The 16,154-nt window shown below is 58.6% G+C and carries 15 protein-coding genes; 2 read left to right on the top strand and 13 right to left on the bottom strand.

Going from position 1 to position 16,154, the window contains the following annotated elements; all coding sequences use genetic code 11:
- Positions 1–37: 37 nt before the first annotated feature.
- The 10 genes from J0X15_RS03775 to J0X15_RS03730 form a co-directional block, all read right to left on the bottom strand.
- Positions 38–1,042, bottom strand: a complete 1,005-nt coding sequence (locus tag J0X15_RS03775; RefSeq protein ID WP_206938348.1) for a quinone oxidoreductase family protein — start codon at positions 1,040–1,042, stop codon at positions 38–40.
- 24 nt (positions 1,043–1,066) lie between these two features.
- Complete coding sequence (locus J0X15_RS03770) at positions 1,067–1,945, bottom strand: BKACE family enzyme (RefSeq protein WP_206938346.1); 879 nt, start codon at positions 1,943–1,945, stop codon at positions 1,067–1,069.
- Positions 1,946–1,948: 3 nt separating this feature from the next.
- Positions 1,949–2,689: an SDR family NAD(P)-dependent oxidoreductase gene (locus J0X15_RS03765; RefSeq protein ID WP_209015132.1), complete on the bottom strand. Its 741-nt coding sequence runs from the start codon at positions 2,687–2,689 to the stop codon at positions 1,949–1,951.
- A gap of 2 nt (positions 2,690–2,691) precedes the next feature.
- Complete coding sequence (locus J0X15_RS03760; protein WP_206938342.1) at positions 2,692–3,618, bottom strand: dioxygenase family protein; 927 nt, start codon at positions 3,616–3,618, stop codon at positions 2,692–2,694.
- Positions 3,619–3,629: 11 nt separating this feature from the next.
- Entirely contained in the window at positions 3,630–4,424 is a 795-nt protein-coding gene (locus J0X15_RS03755; RefSeq protein ID WP_206938340.1) for a glutathione S-transferase family protein, read from the bottom strand.
- 12 nt (positions 4,425–4,436) lie between these two features.
- Positions 4,437–5,477 (bottom strand): branched-chain amino acid ABC transporter permease, encoded by a 1,041-nt coding sequence (locus J0X15_RS03750; RefSeq protein ID WP_231710289.1) that lies wholly within the window; start codon positions 5,475–5,477, stop codon positions 4,437–4,439.
- A complete protein-coding gene (locus J0X15_RS03745; RefSeq protein WP_206938339.1) occupies positions 5,474–6,352 on the bottom strand; it encodes a branched-chain amino acid ABC transporter permease in 879 nt (292 codons plus the stop codon). Before J0X15_RS03745 ends, J0X15_RS03750 begins: the two co-directional genes overlap by 4 nt.
- 11 nt (positions 6,353–6,363) lie before the next feature.
- Positions 6,364–7,092, bottom strand: a complete 729-nt coding sequence (locus J0X15_RS03740; RefSeq protein ID WP_206938338.1) for an ABC transporter ATP-binding protein — start codon at positions 7,090–7,092, stop codon at positions 6,364–6,366.
- Complete coding sequence (locus tag J0X15_RS03735; protein ID WP_206938337.1) at positions 7,092–7,835, bottom strand: ABC transporter ATP-binding protein; 744 nt, start codon at positions 7,833–7,835, stop codon at positions 7,092–7,094. The genes J0X15_RS03740 and J0X15_RS03735 overlap by 1 nt, the downstream gene beginning before the upstream one ends.
- A gap of 78 nt (positions 7,836–7,913) precedes the next feature.
- Entirely contained in the window at positions 7,914–9,200 is a 1,287-nt protein-coding gene (locus J0X15_RS03730) for an amino acid ABC transporter substrate-binding protein (protein ID WP_231710288.1), read from the bottom strand.
- 599 nt (positions 9,201–9,799) lie between these two features.
- Here J0X15_RS03730 and J0X15_RS03725 point away from each other — a divergent pair.
- Positions 9,800–10,834, top strand: coding sequence for a LacI family DNA-binding transcriptional regulator (locus J0X15_RS03725; RefSeq protein ID WP_206938335.1), 1,035 nt, complete (start codon positions 9,800–9,802; stop codon positions 10,832–10,834).
- Between the two features lie 167 nt (positions 10,835–11,001).
- Positions 11,002–12,213 carry a M20/M25/M40 family metallo-hydrolase gene (locus tag J0X15_RS03720; RefSeq protein ID WP_206938334.1) on the top strand — a complete coding sequence of 404 codons (1,212 nt, stop codon included), beginning with the start codon at positions 11,002–11,004 and terminating at the stop codon, positions 12,211–12,213.
- A gap of 136 nt (positions 12,214–12,349) precedes the next feature.
- Here the strand turns inward: J0X15_RS03720 and J0X15_RS03715 are convergent, their stop codons facing one another.
- The 3 genes from J0X15_RS03715 to J0X15_RS03705 are packed head-to-tail and all read right to left on the bottom strand — an operon-like array spanning position 12,350 to position 16,046.
- Positions 12,350–14,557, bottom strand: coding sequence for a xanthine dehydrogenase family protein molybdopterin-binding subunit (locus J0X15_RS03715; RefSeq protein ID WP_206938333.1), 2,208 nt, complete (start codon positions 14,555–14,557; stop codon positions 12,350–12,352).
- Entirely contained in the window at positions 14,554–15,546 is a 993-nt protein-coding gene (locus J0X15_RS03710) for an FAD binding domain-containing protein (protein ID WP_206938332.1), read from the bottom strand. Before J0X15_RS03710 ends, J0X15_RS03715 begins: the two co-directional genes overlap by 4 nt.
- Positions 15,543–16,046, bottom strand: a complete 504-nt coding sequence (locus J0X15_RS03705; protein WP_331461876.1) for a (2Fe-2S)-binding protein — start codon at positions 16,044–16,046, stop codon at positions 15,543–15,545. Before J0X15_RS03705 ends, J0X15_RS03710 begins: the two co-directional genes overlap by 4 nt.
- Positions 16,047–16,154 lie beyond the last annotated feature (108 nt).

Here is a 16,154-nt window from a genome sequence, read left to right as displayed (position 1 = left end):
TCGTGATATTTGCGTGTGCCTGTTTCTGCTTGACGGGCTAGGGTTTGAGGATGACGCGTTCCGGCGTCGAACGCAGAACCGAGGCATAGGCCTTTGCCGCATCCGCCAGTCCGTAAACCGTCTCCGGCGTGATCGGGAAAGGCTTCAACGCGCCGCTCTCGAACTTCGGCTTCAACATGTCGAAAATCCGGGCGCCATAGACACTGTCGAGCGCCAGTGTATCGACCCCGATGAACTTGTGACGCCCCCGGAAGAAGGTGAAAATGTCGAAGTCGACCGCGCGATCAAAGGTCGAGATGAAAATCTGCCGCCCTTGTCTGGCGAGCGCCTTGTTGGCCATCTCGAAATAGGGACTTCCCACCGTATTGAAAATGATATCGGCGCCACGACCACCGGTCTTTTCGCGCACCAGCTCGGCGACATCCTGAGACGAGCTATCGAACATTTCGACCGGCTGTGAGGCGTGGCCGAGAAACTCCATCGGCTTGTATTCCACGCCGAAGACATTGGCGCCGGCCATGGTTGCCAGCTGAATGGCGGCCTGGCCCACCTTACCGTTGGCGCCACACACCAGAACATTATCCCAAGGCTGAACGCCACCGGCCTCTTGCAGGCCCTCGAAGGCAGTGATGAACGGAACGCCGATGGAACCGGCTTCCTCAAACGAGAAATTCGCCGGCTTTTCGCGCACAGCCGCCTGAGGCAAAGCCATGTAACGGGCGTGCGAGCCATTCTGGGTGATACCCAGTTCCCCGCCCCCGCCCCAGACTTCGGTGCCGAGCAAATGCGAGGGTCCCTCGACGACGACACCGGAAAAATCCCGGCCCGGAACCCGTGGCCAGATGGCATGCGGCATATGGCCGAGCGAGGCCTTTACGTCAGATGGGTTGACGCCTGCGGCACGGATCTCGATCAGCACCTGTCCGGGTCCCGGACGCGGCCGCTCGGCCTCAATGACGTCGATCAGCAGATTGTCCAGATCTGCGGATTTCTCGGTGACCCAGAGGGCCTCACCGGCGACCTTGTTGTTTTGAATATTCATGGGCTTCCTCCCCGTCGCTTCCTGTTAGTCGGCGAGACCCAGCATCTGCCGGGCCTCTCCGGTGCTGGCGACTTCGCCTCCAAGCTTTTCGATAAATTCTCTGGCGCGGGCCGTCAGCTCACCGTTACCGGTCGTCAGCTGTCCCTTGCCAATGTAGACGGTGTCTTCCATGCCGATGCGCACATGTCCGCCGAGCAGCCAGGACTGCACCAGCATCGGAAAGGCCCAACGTCCAACACCAAAACCGGTCCAGGCGGCGTTGGGCGGTAACATGCGCGATGCCATGGCCATGGCGTCCGGGGTGCTGGGCAACCCGTATTTGACGCCGGTCACCAGCGAGCACATGGGCGCCCCCTCGATCAGGCCCTGCTTCAGAAAGTCATTGGCCAAAACGATGTCGCCGGTGTCGAAGAGCTCAAGCTCCGGCTTGACACCATTGTCGCGAATAATCTCTGCCATGATCCGCACATTGCGCGGCGTGTTGATGACCACCTGAGCCCCGGAATTCATGGTGTTGAAATCCAGCGTGCAGATCTCCGGCTTCAATCGGGCAATATGCTCGACGCGTTTTTCCGGCGGCAGAATGGTGGTTCCTGGACCGGCCACGGAAGGATCCGCGTCGGACGGAACAAAGCGCCCCCCCGGCCCCGTTGTGATATTGAGGATCAGATCCGTGTTCTTTTGCCGGATAAGCTCCACCACCAGGGCGTAGAGCTCCAGCTCCATCGACGGCTTGGCCGTCTGCGGATCCCGCACGTGGATGTGGGCAATGGCCGCCCCCGCGTCAGCTGCCTCAAGGCAGGCGGTCGCGATTTCTTCAGGCGTTGCCGGCAACCCGGAATGCTGTTCGCGGGTGGTCAGATTGCCGGTGACAGCACAGGTGATGATTGTCTTGCGCGCCATCGCTCAGAGCCCCCGTCCCGCATCCACCACAATCCGGGTGCCGGTCGAATGGGTCAGATAAGCAACGCTTGAGAAAATCGCACGCGCTACATCTTCTGCTTCCACCACCTTTTTCAGCGGCGTCGCAGCGCCGGCTTTTTCCACCTGCTCGCGTGTCCGCCCCGGCACAAAGTCGGTCGCGACCATGCCCGGCGAAACAGAGAGAATCCGGATTTCCGGCCCCAGAGCCAGTGCCAGCGTATGGGTCATGGAATCGAGCGCTGCCTTGGCACCGCAATAGGCCACGGAAGAGCCAAAGCCCTTGAACGCTGCAATCGAGGACACGTTGATGATGACCGCATCACCGCTGGCCTTCAGCAACTCGGCGCTGGCGCGAATGGTGGCAAAGACACCGCGAACATTCGAGGCAAAAACCTCATCGATGATCTCATCGGTCAACCCGTCCAGATCTGCATGGGCCACAGGCGTGGTGGTGCCTGCGGAATTGACCAGAATGTCCAACCGTCCGTAGTCCGCTTTCAGCTCGGCAATCAGCGCGATAATCGAAGCACTGTCCATCACATCGACATGCAGCGCCCTGTGCCCGGTTCCGGACAGGTCCTGCAGAAGAGATTTTGCCTTCGCCTCATTGGAGCGATAACCGATTACCACCTTGCATCCGGCCTCTGCCAGAAGCTTGGCAGAGGCTGCCCCAATGCCACCGGAGCCACCGACCACCAGCGCCACCTTGTCTGTCAAAATCATGCTCACGAAACTTTCCCCTTGATCGGCGGCTCGGGAAACGTCGGAACGCCGGGCTTCAGAATGAAATCATAGGTGCAGGTGTAAAACGGTGGCACCTGATCGGGATAATCTGCCATCGGCGTATCGTGCCGTTGCAGATCGCCCGCAATCTGTTCCTTGGCGCCGAAGACCACATCACTGATCATCGCCTCATCCGTGTCGGAAAAGATCTGGGTAACCAATGTCTTGTGCTCAGGCGCCGAGACGATGAAATGCACATGCGCGGGTCGCATCGGCGTACGGTTTTGCGCCCGGAGCAAATCGCCCGTGGTGGTGTGAACCGGCACCGGGTACCCGGCGGGTTTCGTGGTCCGGATCAGGTATTCGCCATCCTTATTGGTGGTGAACAATCCCCGCAGGTTGAAGTCATCCTGCTCGCGATCCTGATTTTCATAAAGCCCATCGGGAGACGCCTGCCAGACATCAAGTTTGGCACCGGCAATTGGTGCACCGTTAACGTCCAGAACCCGTCCTTTCAGGATCAGCGGATCACCGGAGGTGCTGCTTCGGGCAATGCTTTCGCCGTGACCACAGTGCGGGGCATTGCCGCGATAAAACGGGCCGAGCAGTGCCGACATGGTTTCGCCCTGCATGCCATCGTTGTTGATCAGGTCAATCAGCGTGGAAGCTCCCAGAACGTCACAGATCAGCACGGCCTCATTGTGGGTGTCATCTGTTTGCTGGCCAATGGCGTTGAGGATCTGCAAGCCGCGCTCGTATTCCTCCTCAGTCGGACGTACCTCCTGGATGAAAGCGTGGAGATGGCGCACCAGCGAGGTGATGATTTCCTTGAAGCGCGGATCAGTCGTCTGATCCATCGCCGCGAGAACCATCGGCGTCACGTCGTCTTCAGTGGCAATCAGCCGTTGCGGCGGAACGCGGGTATTCATTTGAGCCTCCATCACGCAGACCTCGCGGCGGGTTGTTGCGCCCGTTCGTCACGCAGCGCCTGTAAGTGCGGGTATTTTTCGGTCAGTAGAGAGCCGTGATAATAAGTAGCCTCAAAGGCCGGGTGCGCCTTGAGCGCAGCCAGCCAGTCGGACACCATCGGCTTGTCGGCCCACATCTCATGCAGGTTGATATCGTCCATCCGCACGATCACCGGCATAAGCGCAATGTCGGCATAGGTCAGCTGATGGCCCATCATCCAGGGACCGCCGTTCTCTATCAGCCAGTCGTTCAGACGGGTCACCGCCCGCCCCAACCGACCCAGGGCTTCGTCCATATCTTCCTGAGGAAATCCGCTGCGTCCCATCTTCATGAGAAACTCGCGGCGCAACGGCTTGCTGTCGCACAGCGTCTGGAAAGACTCCGCGCTCATGGCCTGAAAATGCGGCAAGAACGCCAGATTATACGAAGGAATGCGAATGGCGGGAGCAGGCACCTCATCAATGAAGCGCAGCATGGCCCGCATCCGGGCGGATTCCTTTGGATCCTTCGGTCGCATGGGTACAACGTTCGGGTGAATATCCTCGAGGTATTCCATGATGACCGCGCTATCGATCACCGGAACGTCGTCATGCACCAGTGCCGGAACAACGCCATTGGGGTTGATCGCCAAATACTCTGGCTTCAACTGATCACCGCTGAAGAGATCCAGCCTGTTTTCCTGAAATTCCAACCCCTTGGCATGCAGAGTAAAGCGCACACGCTGGGAACAGGTGGACTGCGGCGCGTTGTAGAGCGTGAAACTCATTGCCTATTCTCCTCAATCCCAGTTCAGAATTCTGGGCAACCGGTGTTTGGCAGCCAGAGTTCCGATGACGCCGAGCGGAAAGAACATCAGCGCCAGGGCCATGATCAGCCCCGAGGCAAGGATGTTGAGTTCCGAAGAGCCAAGCGTTGCGACGAAGATCTCGTTGAAGGCAACTATCAGAATGGCGCCGATAACCGGACCGGCAACCGTGCCCTTGCCACCGAGAATGCACATCAGAACCATGTTCACGCTGACCAGAATGACGAGGAAGATGTTAGGGCGGATGTAGGTGAGATATTCACCCCAGATCGCCCCGGCCATGCCGACGAAGGCAGCTGAGATGGCAAAGGCCAGCGTCTTGTAGGTACGGGTGTCGATGCCGGCGCTTTCCGCCTTGATCTCGTCCTTGGAAATAGCCCGCAGGCCCAATCCGAATTTTGAGTGCTTGATCTTGTAGCTGACGAAGACAGCGGCAGCGGCGAGCACAACGAAAGCGTAGTAGTAAGGCAGCTTGGCCCAGACCACGCTCAAGTCATTTGCCGGCAAGGCAACACCGTTGGCGCCACCAACGAAGTGCCAGTTGTCGAAGAGAATGCGGGCAATCATCACCAGTGCCAGCGACGAGATAATGAAGCTCGGACCGCGGGTTTTCAGCGTGATCCGGCCGATGAGATATCCGACAGCTGCACAAATCAAACCAGCCAAAGGCGCTGTCACGAGTGTTGAAACGCCGTAACGGGCCAGGATCATCCCGGCGAAATAGCCGCCGATGCAGAAGAAGACGTTATGGCCCAGCGAGATATAGCCGGTGAACCCGCCGAGGATATTCCAGCCTGATGCCATCGTCGCATAACAGGCCGTGAAGAGGATCAGATGCAGGACGTAGTTGTAGTTCCCGACGAACTGCAACGCCGGCAAGGCCAGAAGCAAGCCCAGCACCACGACCGGGAACCAGGTGACCCGCTTGCGGTCTGCCCGCAGCGCCAGCTTGGCGTTGTGTTCGGCCCGGGCCTGGAGAACGTTTGAGGTATCCTGAAAAGCAATGGACATCATGCAAGCTCCGGCTTTTCACCGAACAACCCCTGGGGCCGTACGAGAAGAATGAGGAACAGGGCGAGAAAGAAAGTCATCGTTGACCAGGTTGCCCCGATATAGGTACCGACAAAAGCTGCGATCACACTGAGCAGGAACGAGGCGACAACCGTGCCCAGAAGCGAGCCCATTCCGCCCAGAACGACCAGCGACATGAGAACAGCGATCCACTCCCAGTGTTTGGCAGGGAAGAACGAGAAGACGAAGGACACCAGACTTCCCGCCGCCCCGGCGAGGCCGATACCGATGGCGAAGCTGACCAGCGCCACCATGCTGACGTTGACACCCAGAAGTTCGGCAGCTTCGCGGTTCTGCGTCGTCGCGCGGATGGCATAGCCAAAGCGCGAGTATTTGAGGAACAACGCCAAGCCGGCGATGATCACCAGCGACAGAATGCCTGCGTACAGCTGACCTGTGGGAATGAACACGTCACCAATGAAGATGGCGTCGGTGGCATATGCTGGCGATGTCACGCGCTGGGTGTTGGTAAAGAGCCCACCAAGTGCGCCCTCGACGATCATTGCCACGGCGAAGGTCAGGAGAACGGTCATCTCGGAATACTTGGCCGAGCGTGCCTCACGCTCGAAGACCAGTTTGTAAAGAAGGATCCCGATAACCGCGAGAATGACGATTGCGACGGGCAACATCACCAGAGGGTCGATGCCGTAAAGCTTGAAGCCCCAATAGGCCACGTAAGCACCGGCAATGATCATCACCGGGTGTGCCAGGTTGACGATGCGCATGACGCCGAAAACCAGGCTGAGACCGGAGCCCATCAGCGCGAAGACACCGCCAAGTGCAAGGCCGAGAATGAGTGTTTGAAGTATGTCTGCCATATTGTCTCTCCTCAGGCCGCCTTGCTGCCGCCAAGATAAAGATCCTGGATGCGCGGATCCTGCAGGACGTCCTTGGCCGGTCCGGAAAACAACGTCTTCCCCAGATCCAGAACCACGCCCCAGTCGGAATTCTTCAGCCCCATCAGAGCATTCTGCTCAACCAGCAGAATGGTGATGCCTTCGGCGGCCATCATCCGCATGATGTCGAACATTTCCTGTACAATCTTCGGCGCCAGGCCGAGCGACGGCTCATCAAGCATCACGATATCGGGCTTGAGGATCATCGTGCGGGCCATCGCCAGCGTCTGTTGCTGGCCACCAGACATGGTGCCCGCGTGTTGGTCACGGCGTTCCTTCAGGATCGGAAAGCGCTCCTCGATCTCATCGATACGCTTTTCCAGATTGGAGGTGTCAGGGAGCGAAAATCCGCCCATACGCATGTTTTCGCGCACGGTCATCTTCGGAAACAGCGCCCGCTCCTGAGGTACGAAGCAGATGCCCTTACGCAGGACCTGATCCGGGCGCAGGCCCTTGAGGCTTTCGCCGCGATACAAAACATCGCCCTTGCGCACTTTCAGCATGCCGCAGATGGCTTTCAGAAGGGTCGATTTACCGGCGCCGTTGGGGCCGATGATGCAGTGAACCTTGCCCGGCTCAACGGTCAGCTCCGCGCCATCGAGAATGGCAGGCCCGTCACCGTAGCCGGCGGTCACATTGGAGACATGCAGGAGTTCGCTCATTATGCAGCCTCCTCAAGGACACCGCCGAGATATGCATCGAGGACGGCCGGGTTTTCACGAATTTCTTCCGGCTTGCCGTCGGCGATCACCCGACCTTGCGCCATCACGACGATCTTGTGGGACAGGCGCATCACCAGATCCATGTTGTGTTCGACGATCAGCACCGTCATGCCCTGGTCGTTGAGTTTGCGAATGTGGCCGACGATCTCTTCAAGAAGGGTCGGGTTGACGCCCCCGGCAGGTTCATCGAGCAGGATGATCTTCGGATCACTCATCAGGAGCGCCGCCAGATCCATCAATTTCTTCTGGCCATAGGAGAGATTGGAGCCATCTTCGAAGGCAATGCGGGTGATGCCAAGGAAGTCGAGGATCTCCATGGCTTTGTCCACTTCCTCTGCGCCCAGAGCCGGCTTGAAGAGGTCCCTCCAACCACCGATCCGCGCCTGGCAGATGACGTTCTCCAGAACCGTCATGTCGGCGAGATTGCGGCTGATCTGAAACGTCCGGCTCAGACCCATTCGGGTGATCTTGTGCGGACGCAGCTGGTCGATGCGTTTTCCATCCAGAAGGACCTGACCGGATGTCGGTTGAGTGGTCCGGCTGATACAGTTGAATGCTGTCGTCTTGCCTGCACCATTGGGACCGATAAGGGCCGTGATGCTGCCTTTGGGAACCATGAAACTGCAGCCGTCGACGGCGCGGATCCCGCCAAAATGCTTGGCAAGGCTTTGTACTTCGAGCATGAGGACACCCTGGCTCACGAATTTACGGAAAGAAGCGATGCGGCCCGGTCACTTTCGCGCCGGGCCGCGCTCCCGGTCTTAGAAAGACCCTTTCGGGTAGGACATGGCCGAGACGCCTTCAAATTCGTCGGTGGGGTAGACGAACTGAAGTTCTCCATCATTCCACTGGGTCATCAGGAACGGCTTGTTGGCCGGAAGCCCGAGTTCATCCCAGTTAAAGCGTCCGAGGATCGTGCGAACCGGATTTTCCTTGGTCCGCTCGGACAGCCACTTGCCCATGGCAGTATTGTCGGTGGAGCCGGCGCCAATGATGGCCTGCTCGATGCCCTGACACACGGCAAAGGGGATGGCTGCATCTTCATCCGGCACTGCGCCGAACTTTTCCTGGTACGCAGCAACAAAGTCGGTGTTGGAGAACGGCTCGCCCGCAAGAACGGATTCAAACGGCGCGTCCTTGTGCCAAGAGGTGTGAACCAGCACACCTTCCGCACTTGAGCCAGTGCCTTCCAGATACTCGGCCTGGGTTCCCTGGCTGAAGTAAACCAGCTTGGGCTCTGCACGGACTGTCTTCAGAGCGCGGGTCAGCTGGACAGCTTCTTCCGCCGAGGCGGTCAGACCGACGATCAGCTCGGCGCCTGAACGCTTCACTTGATTGGCGAGGTTCAGCCAGTCGCTGTAGCCTTCTTCCGGCCAACGCTCGGAGAACACCACTTCGATGTCGTTTTCCGCCAGATAGCCCGGTGCCAGGTCGCGTACCAGCGAGCCATCGGCCGGATCCATCACCTTCTCGCCCATCAATCCCGACCAGACGCCATTGGCAAAGAAGTCGTCAGCAGAGACCACTGCCGCCGTCTTCGGCTTTTCGCCCTCTGGCACCAGATCGGCAATCACGCCGGCAAGCGAAGCCCCGACGTATTCAGCAGCGTTGGGCTGGAAGTAGAAGATATTCTTATGGCCTTGCGTGTAGATGCGCAGGGCACCGCCGGCAGGCAGCGCATGAACCATGTTGTTCTTGGCCAGAATGCTTGCCACTGGAAAGGACAAGCGCGACGAGAATGTCCCGTAAACAGCTTCCACGCCATCAACGTTGATAAAGCGCTCATACTGATTGATGGCCGTGGCCGGATCAGAGCGGTTGTCGGACACCAGAAGCTCAACTTGCCGCCCCAGAATTCCACCGCGCTCGTTGATCGTGTCGACGCAGAGCTCATAGCCTTGCTGATGCTTCGTCCCTGCGATGGAAAACCCACCAGTCAGCGGCAGGCTAGCACCGATCTTCAGCGGCTCTGCCGCCTGGGCACTTGCGCCAAGCGCAAGCATGCTGACGGACATCAGTCCCGCCACCGTCCAAATTGCTCGTTTCATCATGTTCCTCCCTAGATGAGTTCAGGCCGTTTGCGGTAGACCTGCGGCGGAGCGCTCCCAAGCCCTTGCGCCTTACCGGTTCGATTGCATCTTGCTCCTGTCGGGTCCGGTTTCCCGAACGTGCTGCGTAGCTCCGGCAGTTGCATTGAACTCAGATCAATCGAACACTCGTGTCTTCTCAGTCGCCATCGATCCTACGGCGAACACCCCGTGCAATCGATTGCATAGCTATTCGGAAGAAAACACACGCCAAGATACCCGGCGCGCAAGACTTCAGATCTGATCATGATCCTCACCTTGATCCTCCCAAACCAGCCGTCAGTGGCCCCTCGCCGCTTCAGACCGGTTGAGCCTCTCCCCTCCCAAGGAGAAGCTCTGTCATCGAAACACAAACCGTGCGAACAGCCACTATGAATACCGTCGCTTTCCGTTTTCGTACCGGAGACCGGCATATCTCCTGTTCCGCAGCACGCTCGCTGCAAGTTTGCGCAATCGATTGCATAACCGTTAACACAACCTCAATCCGCCCGTCAAATGAATTATGCAATCGTTTGCGCCATCGCCGTTCCGCAGCTATACAGAAATCGGAAGGATGGATCATGACGAGACGCACAACCCTCAAGGACATTGCCCGGGAAACCGGCGTGCATGTCTCGACTGTCTCCCGGGCTCTGGATCCGCAGAAGCGGGGCAGCATCACCGAGGAAGTGGTCGACAAGATCCGCGAAGCGGCTGAACGGCTGGACTATCGGCCGAACCGCATCGCCTTCAGCCTGCGCAAGCAGAAGAGCATGACCATTGGCGTCATGATCCCCGACATTACCAACATGATCTTTCCTGCCATCGTACGCGGTATCGAGAGCGTCATGGAGCCGCTGGGCTATGCGGCGATCATCGTCAACACAGACGGTAACAGCGATCGGGAAAAGCGGCTGATCGAAACCCTGCAAGACCGGGGCGTCGATGGAATCATCCACACCGCCGTGTTGCGAAGCGCCCCGAACATCGTTGAGGTTGCACATCAGGGATTGCCGGTAGTGACCCTCAACCGAAAGGTCGAGGAAGCCGACATCCCCTATGTCATCAACGACGAGGAAGCCGGTATCCGGCAAATCTTCGAGCTGTTGTATCAGGCAGGGCATCGGAATATTGCCCACCTGTCGGGACCACCAGACCTCTCCACGGGCCTCTTGCGCCAGCAGGCTTTTCTGGCGGTGACGGCCGATTACGGCATGGCCCGCGACGATCTGGTGATCGAGGAAGCCGACCGTTTCGAGGAAGCTGAGGGGCGTCGCTGCACGCAGGCCATTCTCAGCCGTGCGCCGGAAACCACCGCCGTCCTTTGCGCCAATGACCGATTGGCGTTGGGAGCCATCGACCATTGCACCCGCACCGGGGTCAAATGTCCGGCAGACATTTCCATTACCGGCTTCAACGACATGGCGTTTCTTGACCTGATCCCCCCCGGACTGACGACCGTGCGGATCGAACAGTTTGAAGCCGGGGCCCAAGCGGCACGGCTTCTGGCCAAGATCCTTGATGGCCATGCCGATCAGGTGCCACGGGAAACTGTGCTTCCGGTCTCGCTCAAGATCCGCAACAGCGTTGCAGTCCCGCGCGCGTCAAAATCCTAAGCCAGAACAGGCGGCACCACCTGGCCGCTGTACTACGCGAAAAGGAGCAGAGAGCGGCTGTACTTGATGGCGTTGACCTTCTGCGATCTCTGGGCGAGAACACCCGCTGTTTCCCATCCTTTCGAACAAAGCCCACTGCCCCAATCCCTGCCCTGAAGCGAGCTGACATGACCAACGACGTCGCGAAGATCCGGTCCCACGCCAAATTCATCAAGGCTGCCGAGGTTCTCACCTCCGAGCATGATCGGTTCGTCGAAGAAATCGTCACACTGACGGAAATTCCGGCCCCGCCATTCAAGGAGGCGGTGCGTGCGGCCGCCTATGAAAAGATGTTTCACGCGCTTGGTCTTCAAGACGTTGGTCTGGACGAAATAGGCAATGTAACCGGCCTGCGGCGCGGCACCGGCAACGGCGCACTCGTGGTCGCCTCGTCCCATCTCGATACGGTGTTTCCGGAAGGGACTGACGTCACGGTGCGCCGCGAAGGCACAAAATTGATGGCGCCGGGCGTTGGCGATGACACCCGCGGACTGGCCGCTCTGCTGGCTTTCATCCGCGCACTGGACGAAGCCGGCATCGAAACAGAACAGGACATTCTGTTCGTCGGAGACGTCGGCGAGGAAGGCAAAGGCGATCTGCGCGGCATCCGGCACCTTTTCACGCATGGGGTGTACAAGGACAGGATCGGGGCGTTTTTCACCTTCGACGGAATCGAGCCTGATGAGCTGACTGTCGGTGCTGTTGGATCCTATCGCTACCGCATAACCTTCACCGGGCCGGGCGGCCACAGCCTCGCCGACTTCGGCACCGTCAATCCGGCCTATGCTCTGGGGCACTTTCTGGTCGGCATGTCGCAACTCAACGTCCCGAAGGCGCCCCGCACCACTTTTTGCGCCAGCGTCCTGCAGGGTGGAACGTCGGTGAATGCCATACCGGAGGCCATCTGGATCGAGGTCGATCTGCGTTCCGAAGACGCCGACGTTCTGGCGCAGCTCGACGCCGATGTTTTGAACCTGATCGAGACAGCTGTTGTTGCGGAAAACACGCGCGGAACTGCATCTTCTGGAAAAATCACTGCCGACGCTGAGAAAATCGGCAATCGTCCTGCCGGAAAGACCGATCGCAACGCAGACATCGTCAAGCTTTGCGAATCCGCCCTCGAAACCTTCGATTTCAAACCCGTCCTTGGAGCTTCCTCGACGGATGCCAATATCCCCATGTCACTCGGCATTCCCGCAGTGAAATTCGGCCATGGCGGCTCCGGCGGCAACGCCCACCGGCTAGATGAGTGGATCGATGTGGAACCGACCCAAAGCCTGCGCGGACTGAAAGCCGGCCTGCTCGCCCTCATCGCAACGGCCGGTTTCTCGGAAAGCTGAACTGACTGGAAAAGACAGCCCATATCGTTCAATGCACACATGGCTAGAGCGGCGCCAATCCCAAAATTCGAGCTAAGCCCCGGCATTGTGACAGGGCTTAGCTCGTGCTGTGCGCCGATCCGGAAAGCAAAAGGCGTCAGCCTTGGGGAAGGTGCTGAAGAAGATCTTCCATATGGATGGGGAACTTTCGCACCCGGCAGCCCGTCGCCTCATAGATCGCATTGGCAATCGCCGGCCCGGTTCCGCAGATCCCCAGCTCGCCGATGCCCTTGCTTCCCAAAGGGTTCGATTTTTCCGAGAAGCCCTCCAGCATGTGAACCTCAAGTTCAGGAACGTCCCGGTTGACCGCGATATGATACTCTGCGAAATCCCGGTTCATGAAGCTGCCGTAGCGGGTATCCATGGTGCTTTCTTCAAGCAGAGCCCCTCCAATGCCGAAGATCATCCCTCCCATCAGCTGGGACCGGGCGGTTTTCTCGTTCAGAATGCGTCCCGCGTCGAACGCCCCGAGCAAACGGCGCACGCGGATTTCGCCGCTATCAACGTCGACTTCCACCTCAGAGAACAGAGCGCCATAAGAGTATTCCTCTTCGCCGTGATCGAACTCGGACGGGTCAACCGCACCTTTAACCGTCAGCGCACCGTCATCGACGAGATCAGCCAGGGCATAATCATTGCCGCCAGCGCGCACTCGATCGCCTTCGACCGAGATGGCATTGGCAGCGATGCCTTTGCCGGAAAGGCGTTGCTGCAGCAGCTTGGACAATTTCCCACACGCATCGAAAACTGCAGACCCGCAACTGGCCGCCCCGAAGGAACCGCCTGAGCCGGAGCTTGCCGGAAAATGACTGTCGCCGAGTTCCACAGTTATCTGATCAACGGGGATCGCCAAAGTCTCTGCCGCAACCTGGGTCAGGATCGTATAGGTGCCGGTGCCGATGTCCGTCATGTCGAGGCGCACGCGAAGCTGTCCATTGGCGGACAGCACCACTTCAGCTTCAGCTGGCACAAGAAAGTTCGGGCGAATAGCAGATGCCATGCCACGACCAATCAGTTTGTTGCCCTCACGACGCCTGCCAGGCGTCACGCGGCCATCCCAACCGAATTTCTTCGCCCCCTCACGGATACATTCGCTCAACCGTCGATCGGCCAAGGGAGCGCCTGAATTGGGATCGCGGTCTGCATCATTTTGCAAACGGAACTCAACCGGATCGATCCCGCACTGTTCGGCGATCTCGTCAATCGCCGTTTCAAAGGTCAGTGTTCCAATGGCCTCGCCTGGAGCCCGCATGCTGTCGACACGTGGAATATCTGCTTCGACGACGCGGTGAGTGGTCTTGATGGCAGGGGCGAAATAGCTGGCGCGGGTTGGGGATGCTGGCGCCTCGGCAAACGGATAGTTGCGGGCCATTGCTGCCAGAGAATCGTGCGAGATCGCTTTCAGTTTCCCACTTGCATCAGCACCAATCTTCAGATCCTGTCGATGCTTGGAACGATGCGGCGCATTGGAGAAGACATTGCGACGGGTTTGCACCACGCGCACCGGTCGGCCGGTTACCTTCGCGCCAAGCGCCGCCAGGATCGCATCATTGTGGACACCAAGCTTGGATCCGAAACCACCACCGACGAAGGGTGACAAGATCCGCACTTTGTCCGCTTCAATGCCCAGCGTATTGGCGAAGGCCTTCAGGCCAGGCGCCACGATCTGAATTGCCATGTGAACGGTCAACTCATCTCCGTCCCATTCTGCCACTGTTGCATGAGGCTCCATTGCTGCGGAATGTTGAGCGCCGGTGAAATAGCTCGCTTCGACAGTTACGTCAGACGCGGCGAACTCCTTTTCGAAATCCCCTGTCGACGTGTCGACCTCATCCGCACCGTCAAGGCTGTCAGGCTTCGCGATTTCCACGTCAGCTGCGAACTGATCGAAAGTTCCCTCGGAGGTTTCGACCTCCACGCGCACGAGCTTCGCAGCGTGACGGGCCTGCTCCAGTGTTTCCGCAATGACCAGTGCAACCGGGTCCCCGACATGGCGAACATGATCGCTCTCCAGCATGGCGTGGGATTGGGTAAACCGGCCCGCTTCTTCCGGTGTGCCGTAAGGGTTTTGCTTGGGAGCATTATGATGGGTCAGAACCGCAATGACACCGTCAGATGCTTCAGCTGCTTGCGTGTCGATCTTGCGAATTTTACCCGGAGCGGCGGCTGCCTCGACGATGAAGCCTTCTGCTGTCTTTCCGGTCGGTCGATAATCGGCCGTGTACGTGGCCTGACCCGTGACCTTTGCTGGCCCGTCGACACGGTCCAGAGGTGTGCCAATGATCTTGTTGGTCATCTCGTTCATGTCCGGTCTCCGTTCCGTTCTGGCGCAGTCAGATCTCGCAGCACGCCCGCTACGACGCGCGGGAGAAGGTCGATCTTGAAGTCATTGTGCCCGTGCCCCTGTGCTTCCGACATTTCCTCCTTCATGGCTTTCAGGAACATCTCCCGGGATGGCATTTGGCCTTCCAGGGCAGTCTCTGCGCGGCTTGCCCGCCAGGGCTTGTGCGCAACACCGCCCAGGGCGATCCGGACATTCGACATCCGCCCATCATCCAGATCCAATGCCACCGCGGCCGAGACGACGGCAAACGCATAAGAAGATCTGTCGCGGATCTTTCTGTAGCTTTGGAGACGGGGCGGAGACGCCGGAAGATCAACGGCCATAATCAATTCGCCATTTTCGAGTACATGGTCTCTCTCTGGCGCATCGCCTGGCAATCTGTGGAGCTCGCTTGCCGGTATGCGGCGCTCGACACCATCGACTTTTCTGGTCAGAACTTCGGCATCAAGCGCAGCCATTGCAACTGCCATGTCGGACGGGTGAACAGCGATGCAACTGGAACTCGCCCCAAGAATTGCGTGGAAGCGGTTAAGGCCTTTCATCGCGTCGCAACCGCTGCCTGGATCGCGCTTGTTGCAGGCACGCGCAGTGTCATAGAAATACTGGCAGCGGGTACGTTGCAGGAAGTTCCCACCAGTTGTCGCCTTGTTTCGCAGCTGTTGGGTCGCGCCCCACAAAAGCGCTTCTGACAAAACCGGATAGTTCTGCCGAACGTCGGAGTTGGCCGCCAGATCCGTATTGGTGATTTGTGATCCGATCCGGATGCTGCCGTCGGGCTGCTGAGAGATCTCTTTCATTCCAGCACGCGTCACATCGACCAAGGCGTCTGGTGTTTCAATCTCATGCTTCATAAGGTCGATGAGATTGGTCCCGCCAGCGAGGAATTTTCCTGCCCCAAGCGGCGATAGAGCATCCGGGCTGTCCAGTCGGGAATAGTCGAAGGGCTTCATGATTTGTCTCCTGCGACACTAGAAATGGCAGCGACAATGTTGTTGTAAGCACCGCAACGACACAGATTTCCGCTCATGCGTTCGCGGATTTCCTCATCCATCTCCGCCAGCTTGTCAGGGCTGGAGACGACGCTCGGCAGCCCTTCCTTCAACTCGTCAAGCAACGCGGTGGCCGAACAGATCTGACCCGGCGTGCAAAACCCGCACTGAAAAGCGTCGTGTTCCACGAACGCCCGTTGCAATGCACTGAGATCACTCCCTTCTGCCAGGCCCTCGATGGTCGTGACCTCGTCACCCTCATGGCTTACCGCGAGAGACAGGCAGGAATTGATCCGACGACCGTTGACAATCATCGTGCAAGCACCGCATTGGCCGTGGTCGCAGCCTTTCTTCGGTCCGGTCAAATTCAGGCTGTCCCGAGCGAAATCCAGCAAGCTGCGGCGGGGATCGATGTCCGCCCGGTGCTCTTGACCGTTAACGGTTATCCGGAGTGGATGCATGGCGTGCATTCCCTTTGGCTCATTGCGTATCCCGACAGAGACACGCAGTTGGTCAGTAGGCGCATCGACGGCATATCCACCTATCGATGGCTAACGCTGTTCAGAATC

This window comes from Roseibium limicola (assembly GCF_017313085.1).
Taxonomy (GTDB): Bacteria; Pseudomonadota; Alphaproteobacteria; order Rhizobiales; family Stappiaceae; genus Roseibium; species Roseibium limicola.
The sequence above is the reverse complement of the archived record's forward strand: the minus strand, read 5'-3'. Positions and strand labels throughout refer to the sequence as shown.

Bases quoted from the DNA above. Each gene is read 5' to 3' on its own strand.
- J0X15_RS03710 (WP_206938332.1), bottom strand. From the start codon at position 15,546: ATGAAGCCCTTCGACTATTCCCGACTGGACAGCCCGGATGCTCTATCG.
- J0X15_RS03750 (WP_231710289.1), bottom strand. From the start codon at position 5,477: ATGATGTCCATTGCTTTTCAGGATACCTCAAACGTTCTCCAGGCCCGG.
- J0X15_RS03745 (WP_206938339.1), bottom strand. From the start codon at position 6,352: ATGGCAGACATACTTCAAACACTCATTCTCGGCCTTGCACTTGGCGGT.
- J0X15_RS03765 (WP_209015132.1), bottom strand. From the start codon at position 2,689: ATGATTTTGACAGACAAGGTGGCGCTGGTGGTCGGTGGCTCCGGTGGC.
- J0X15_RS03730 (WP_231710288.1), bottom strand. From the start codon at position 9,200: ATGAAACGAGCAATTTGGACGGTGGCGGGACTGATGTCCGTCAGCATG.
- J0X15_RS03705 (WP_331461876.1), bottom strand. From the start codon at position 16,046: ATGCATCCACTCCGGATAACCGTTAACGGTCAAGAGCACCGGGCGGAC.
- J0X15_RS03755 (WP_206938340.1), bottom strand. From the start codon at position 4,424: ATGAGTTTCACGCTCTACAACGCGCCGCAGTCCACCTGTTCCCAGCGT.
- J0X15_RS03770 (WP_206938346.1), bottom strand. From the start codon at position 1,945: ATGGCGCGCAAGACAATCATCACCTGTGCTGTCACCGGCAATCTGACC.
- J0X15_RS03725 (WP_206938335.1), top strand. From the start codon at position 9,800: ATGACGAGACGCACAACCCTCAAGGACATTGCCCGGGAAACCGGCGTG.
- J0X15_RS03760 (WP_206938342.1), bottom strand. From the start codon at position 3,618: ATGAATACCCGCGTTCCGCCGCAACGGCTGATTGCCACTGAAGACGAC.
- J0X15_RS03720 (WP_206938334.1), top strand. From the start codon at position 11,002: ATGACCAACGACGTCGCGAAGATCCGGTCCCACGCCAAATTCATCAAG.
- J0X15_RS03735 (WP_206938337.1), bottom strand. From the start codon at position 7,835: ATGCTCGAAGTACAAAGCCTTGCCAAGCATTTTGGCGGGATCCGCGCC.
- J0X15_RS03775 (WP_206938348.1), bottom strand. From the start codon at position 1,042: ATGAATATTCAAAACAACAAGGTCGCCGGTGAGGCCCTCTGGGTCACC.
- J0X15_RS03740 (WP_206938338.1), bottom strand. From the start codon at position 7,092: ATGAGCGAACTCCTGCATGTCTCCAATGTGACCGCCGGCTACGGTGAC.
- J0X15_RS03715 (WP_206938333.1), bottom strand. From the start codon at position 14,557: ATGAACGAGATGACCAACAAGATCATTGGCACACCTCTGGACCGTGTC.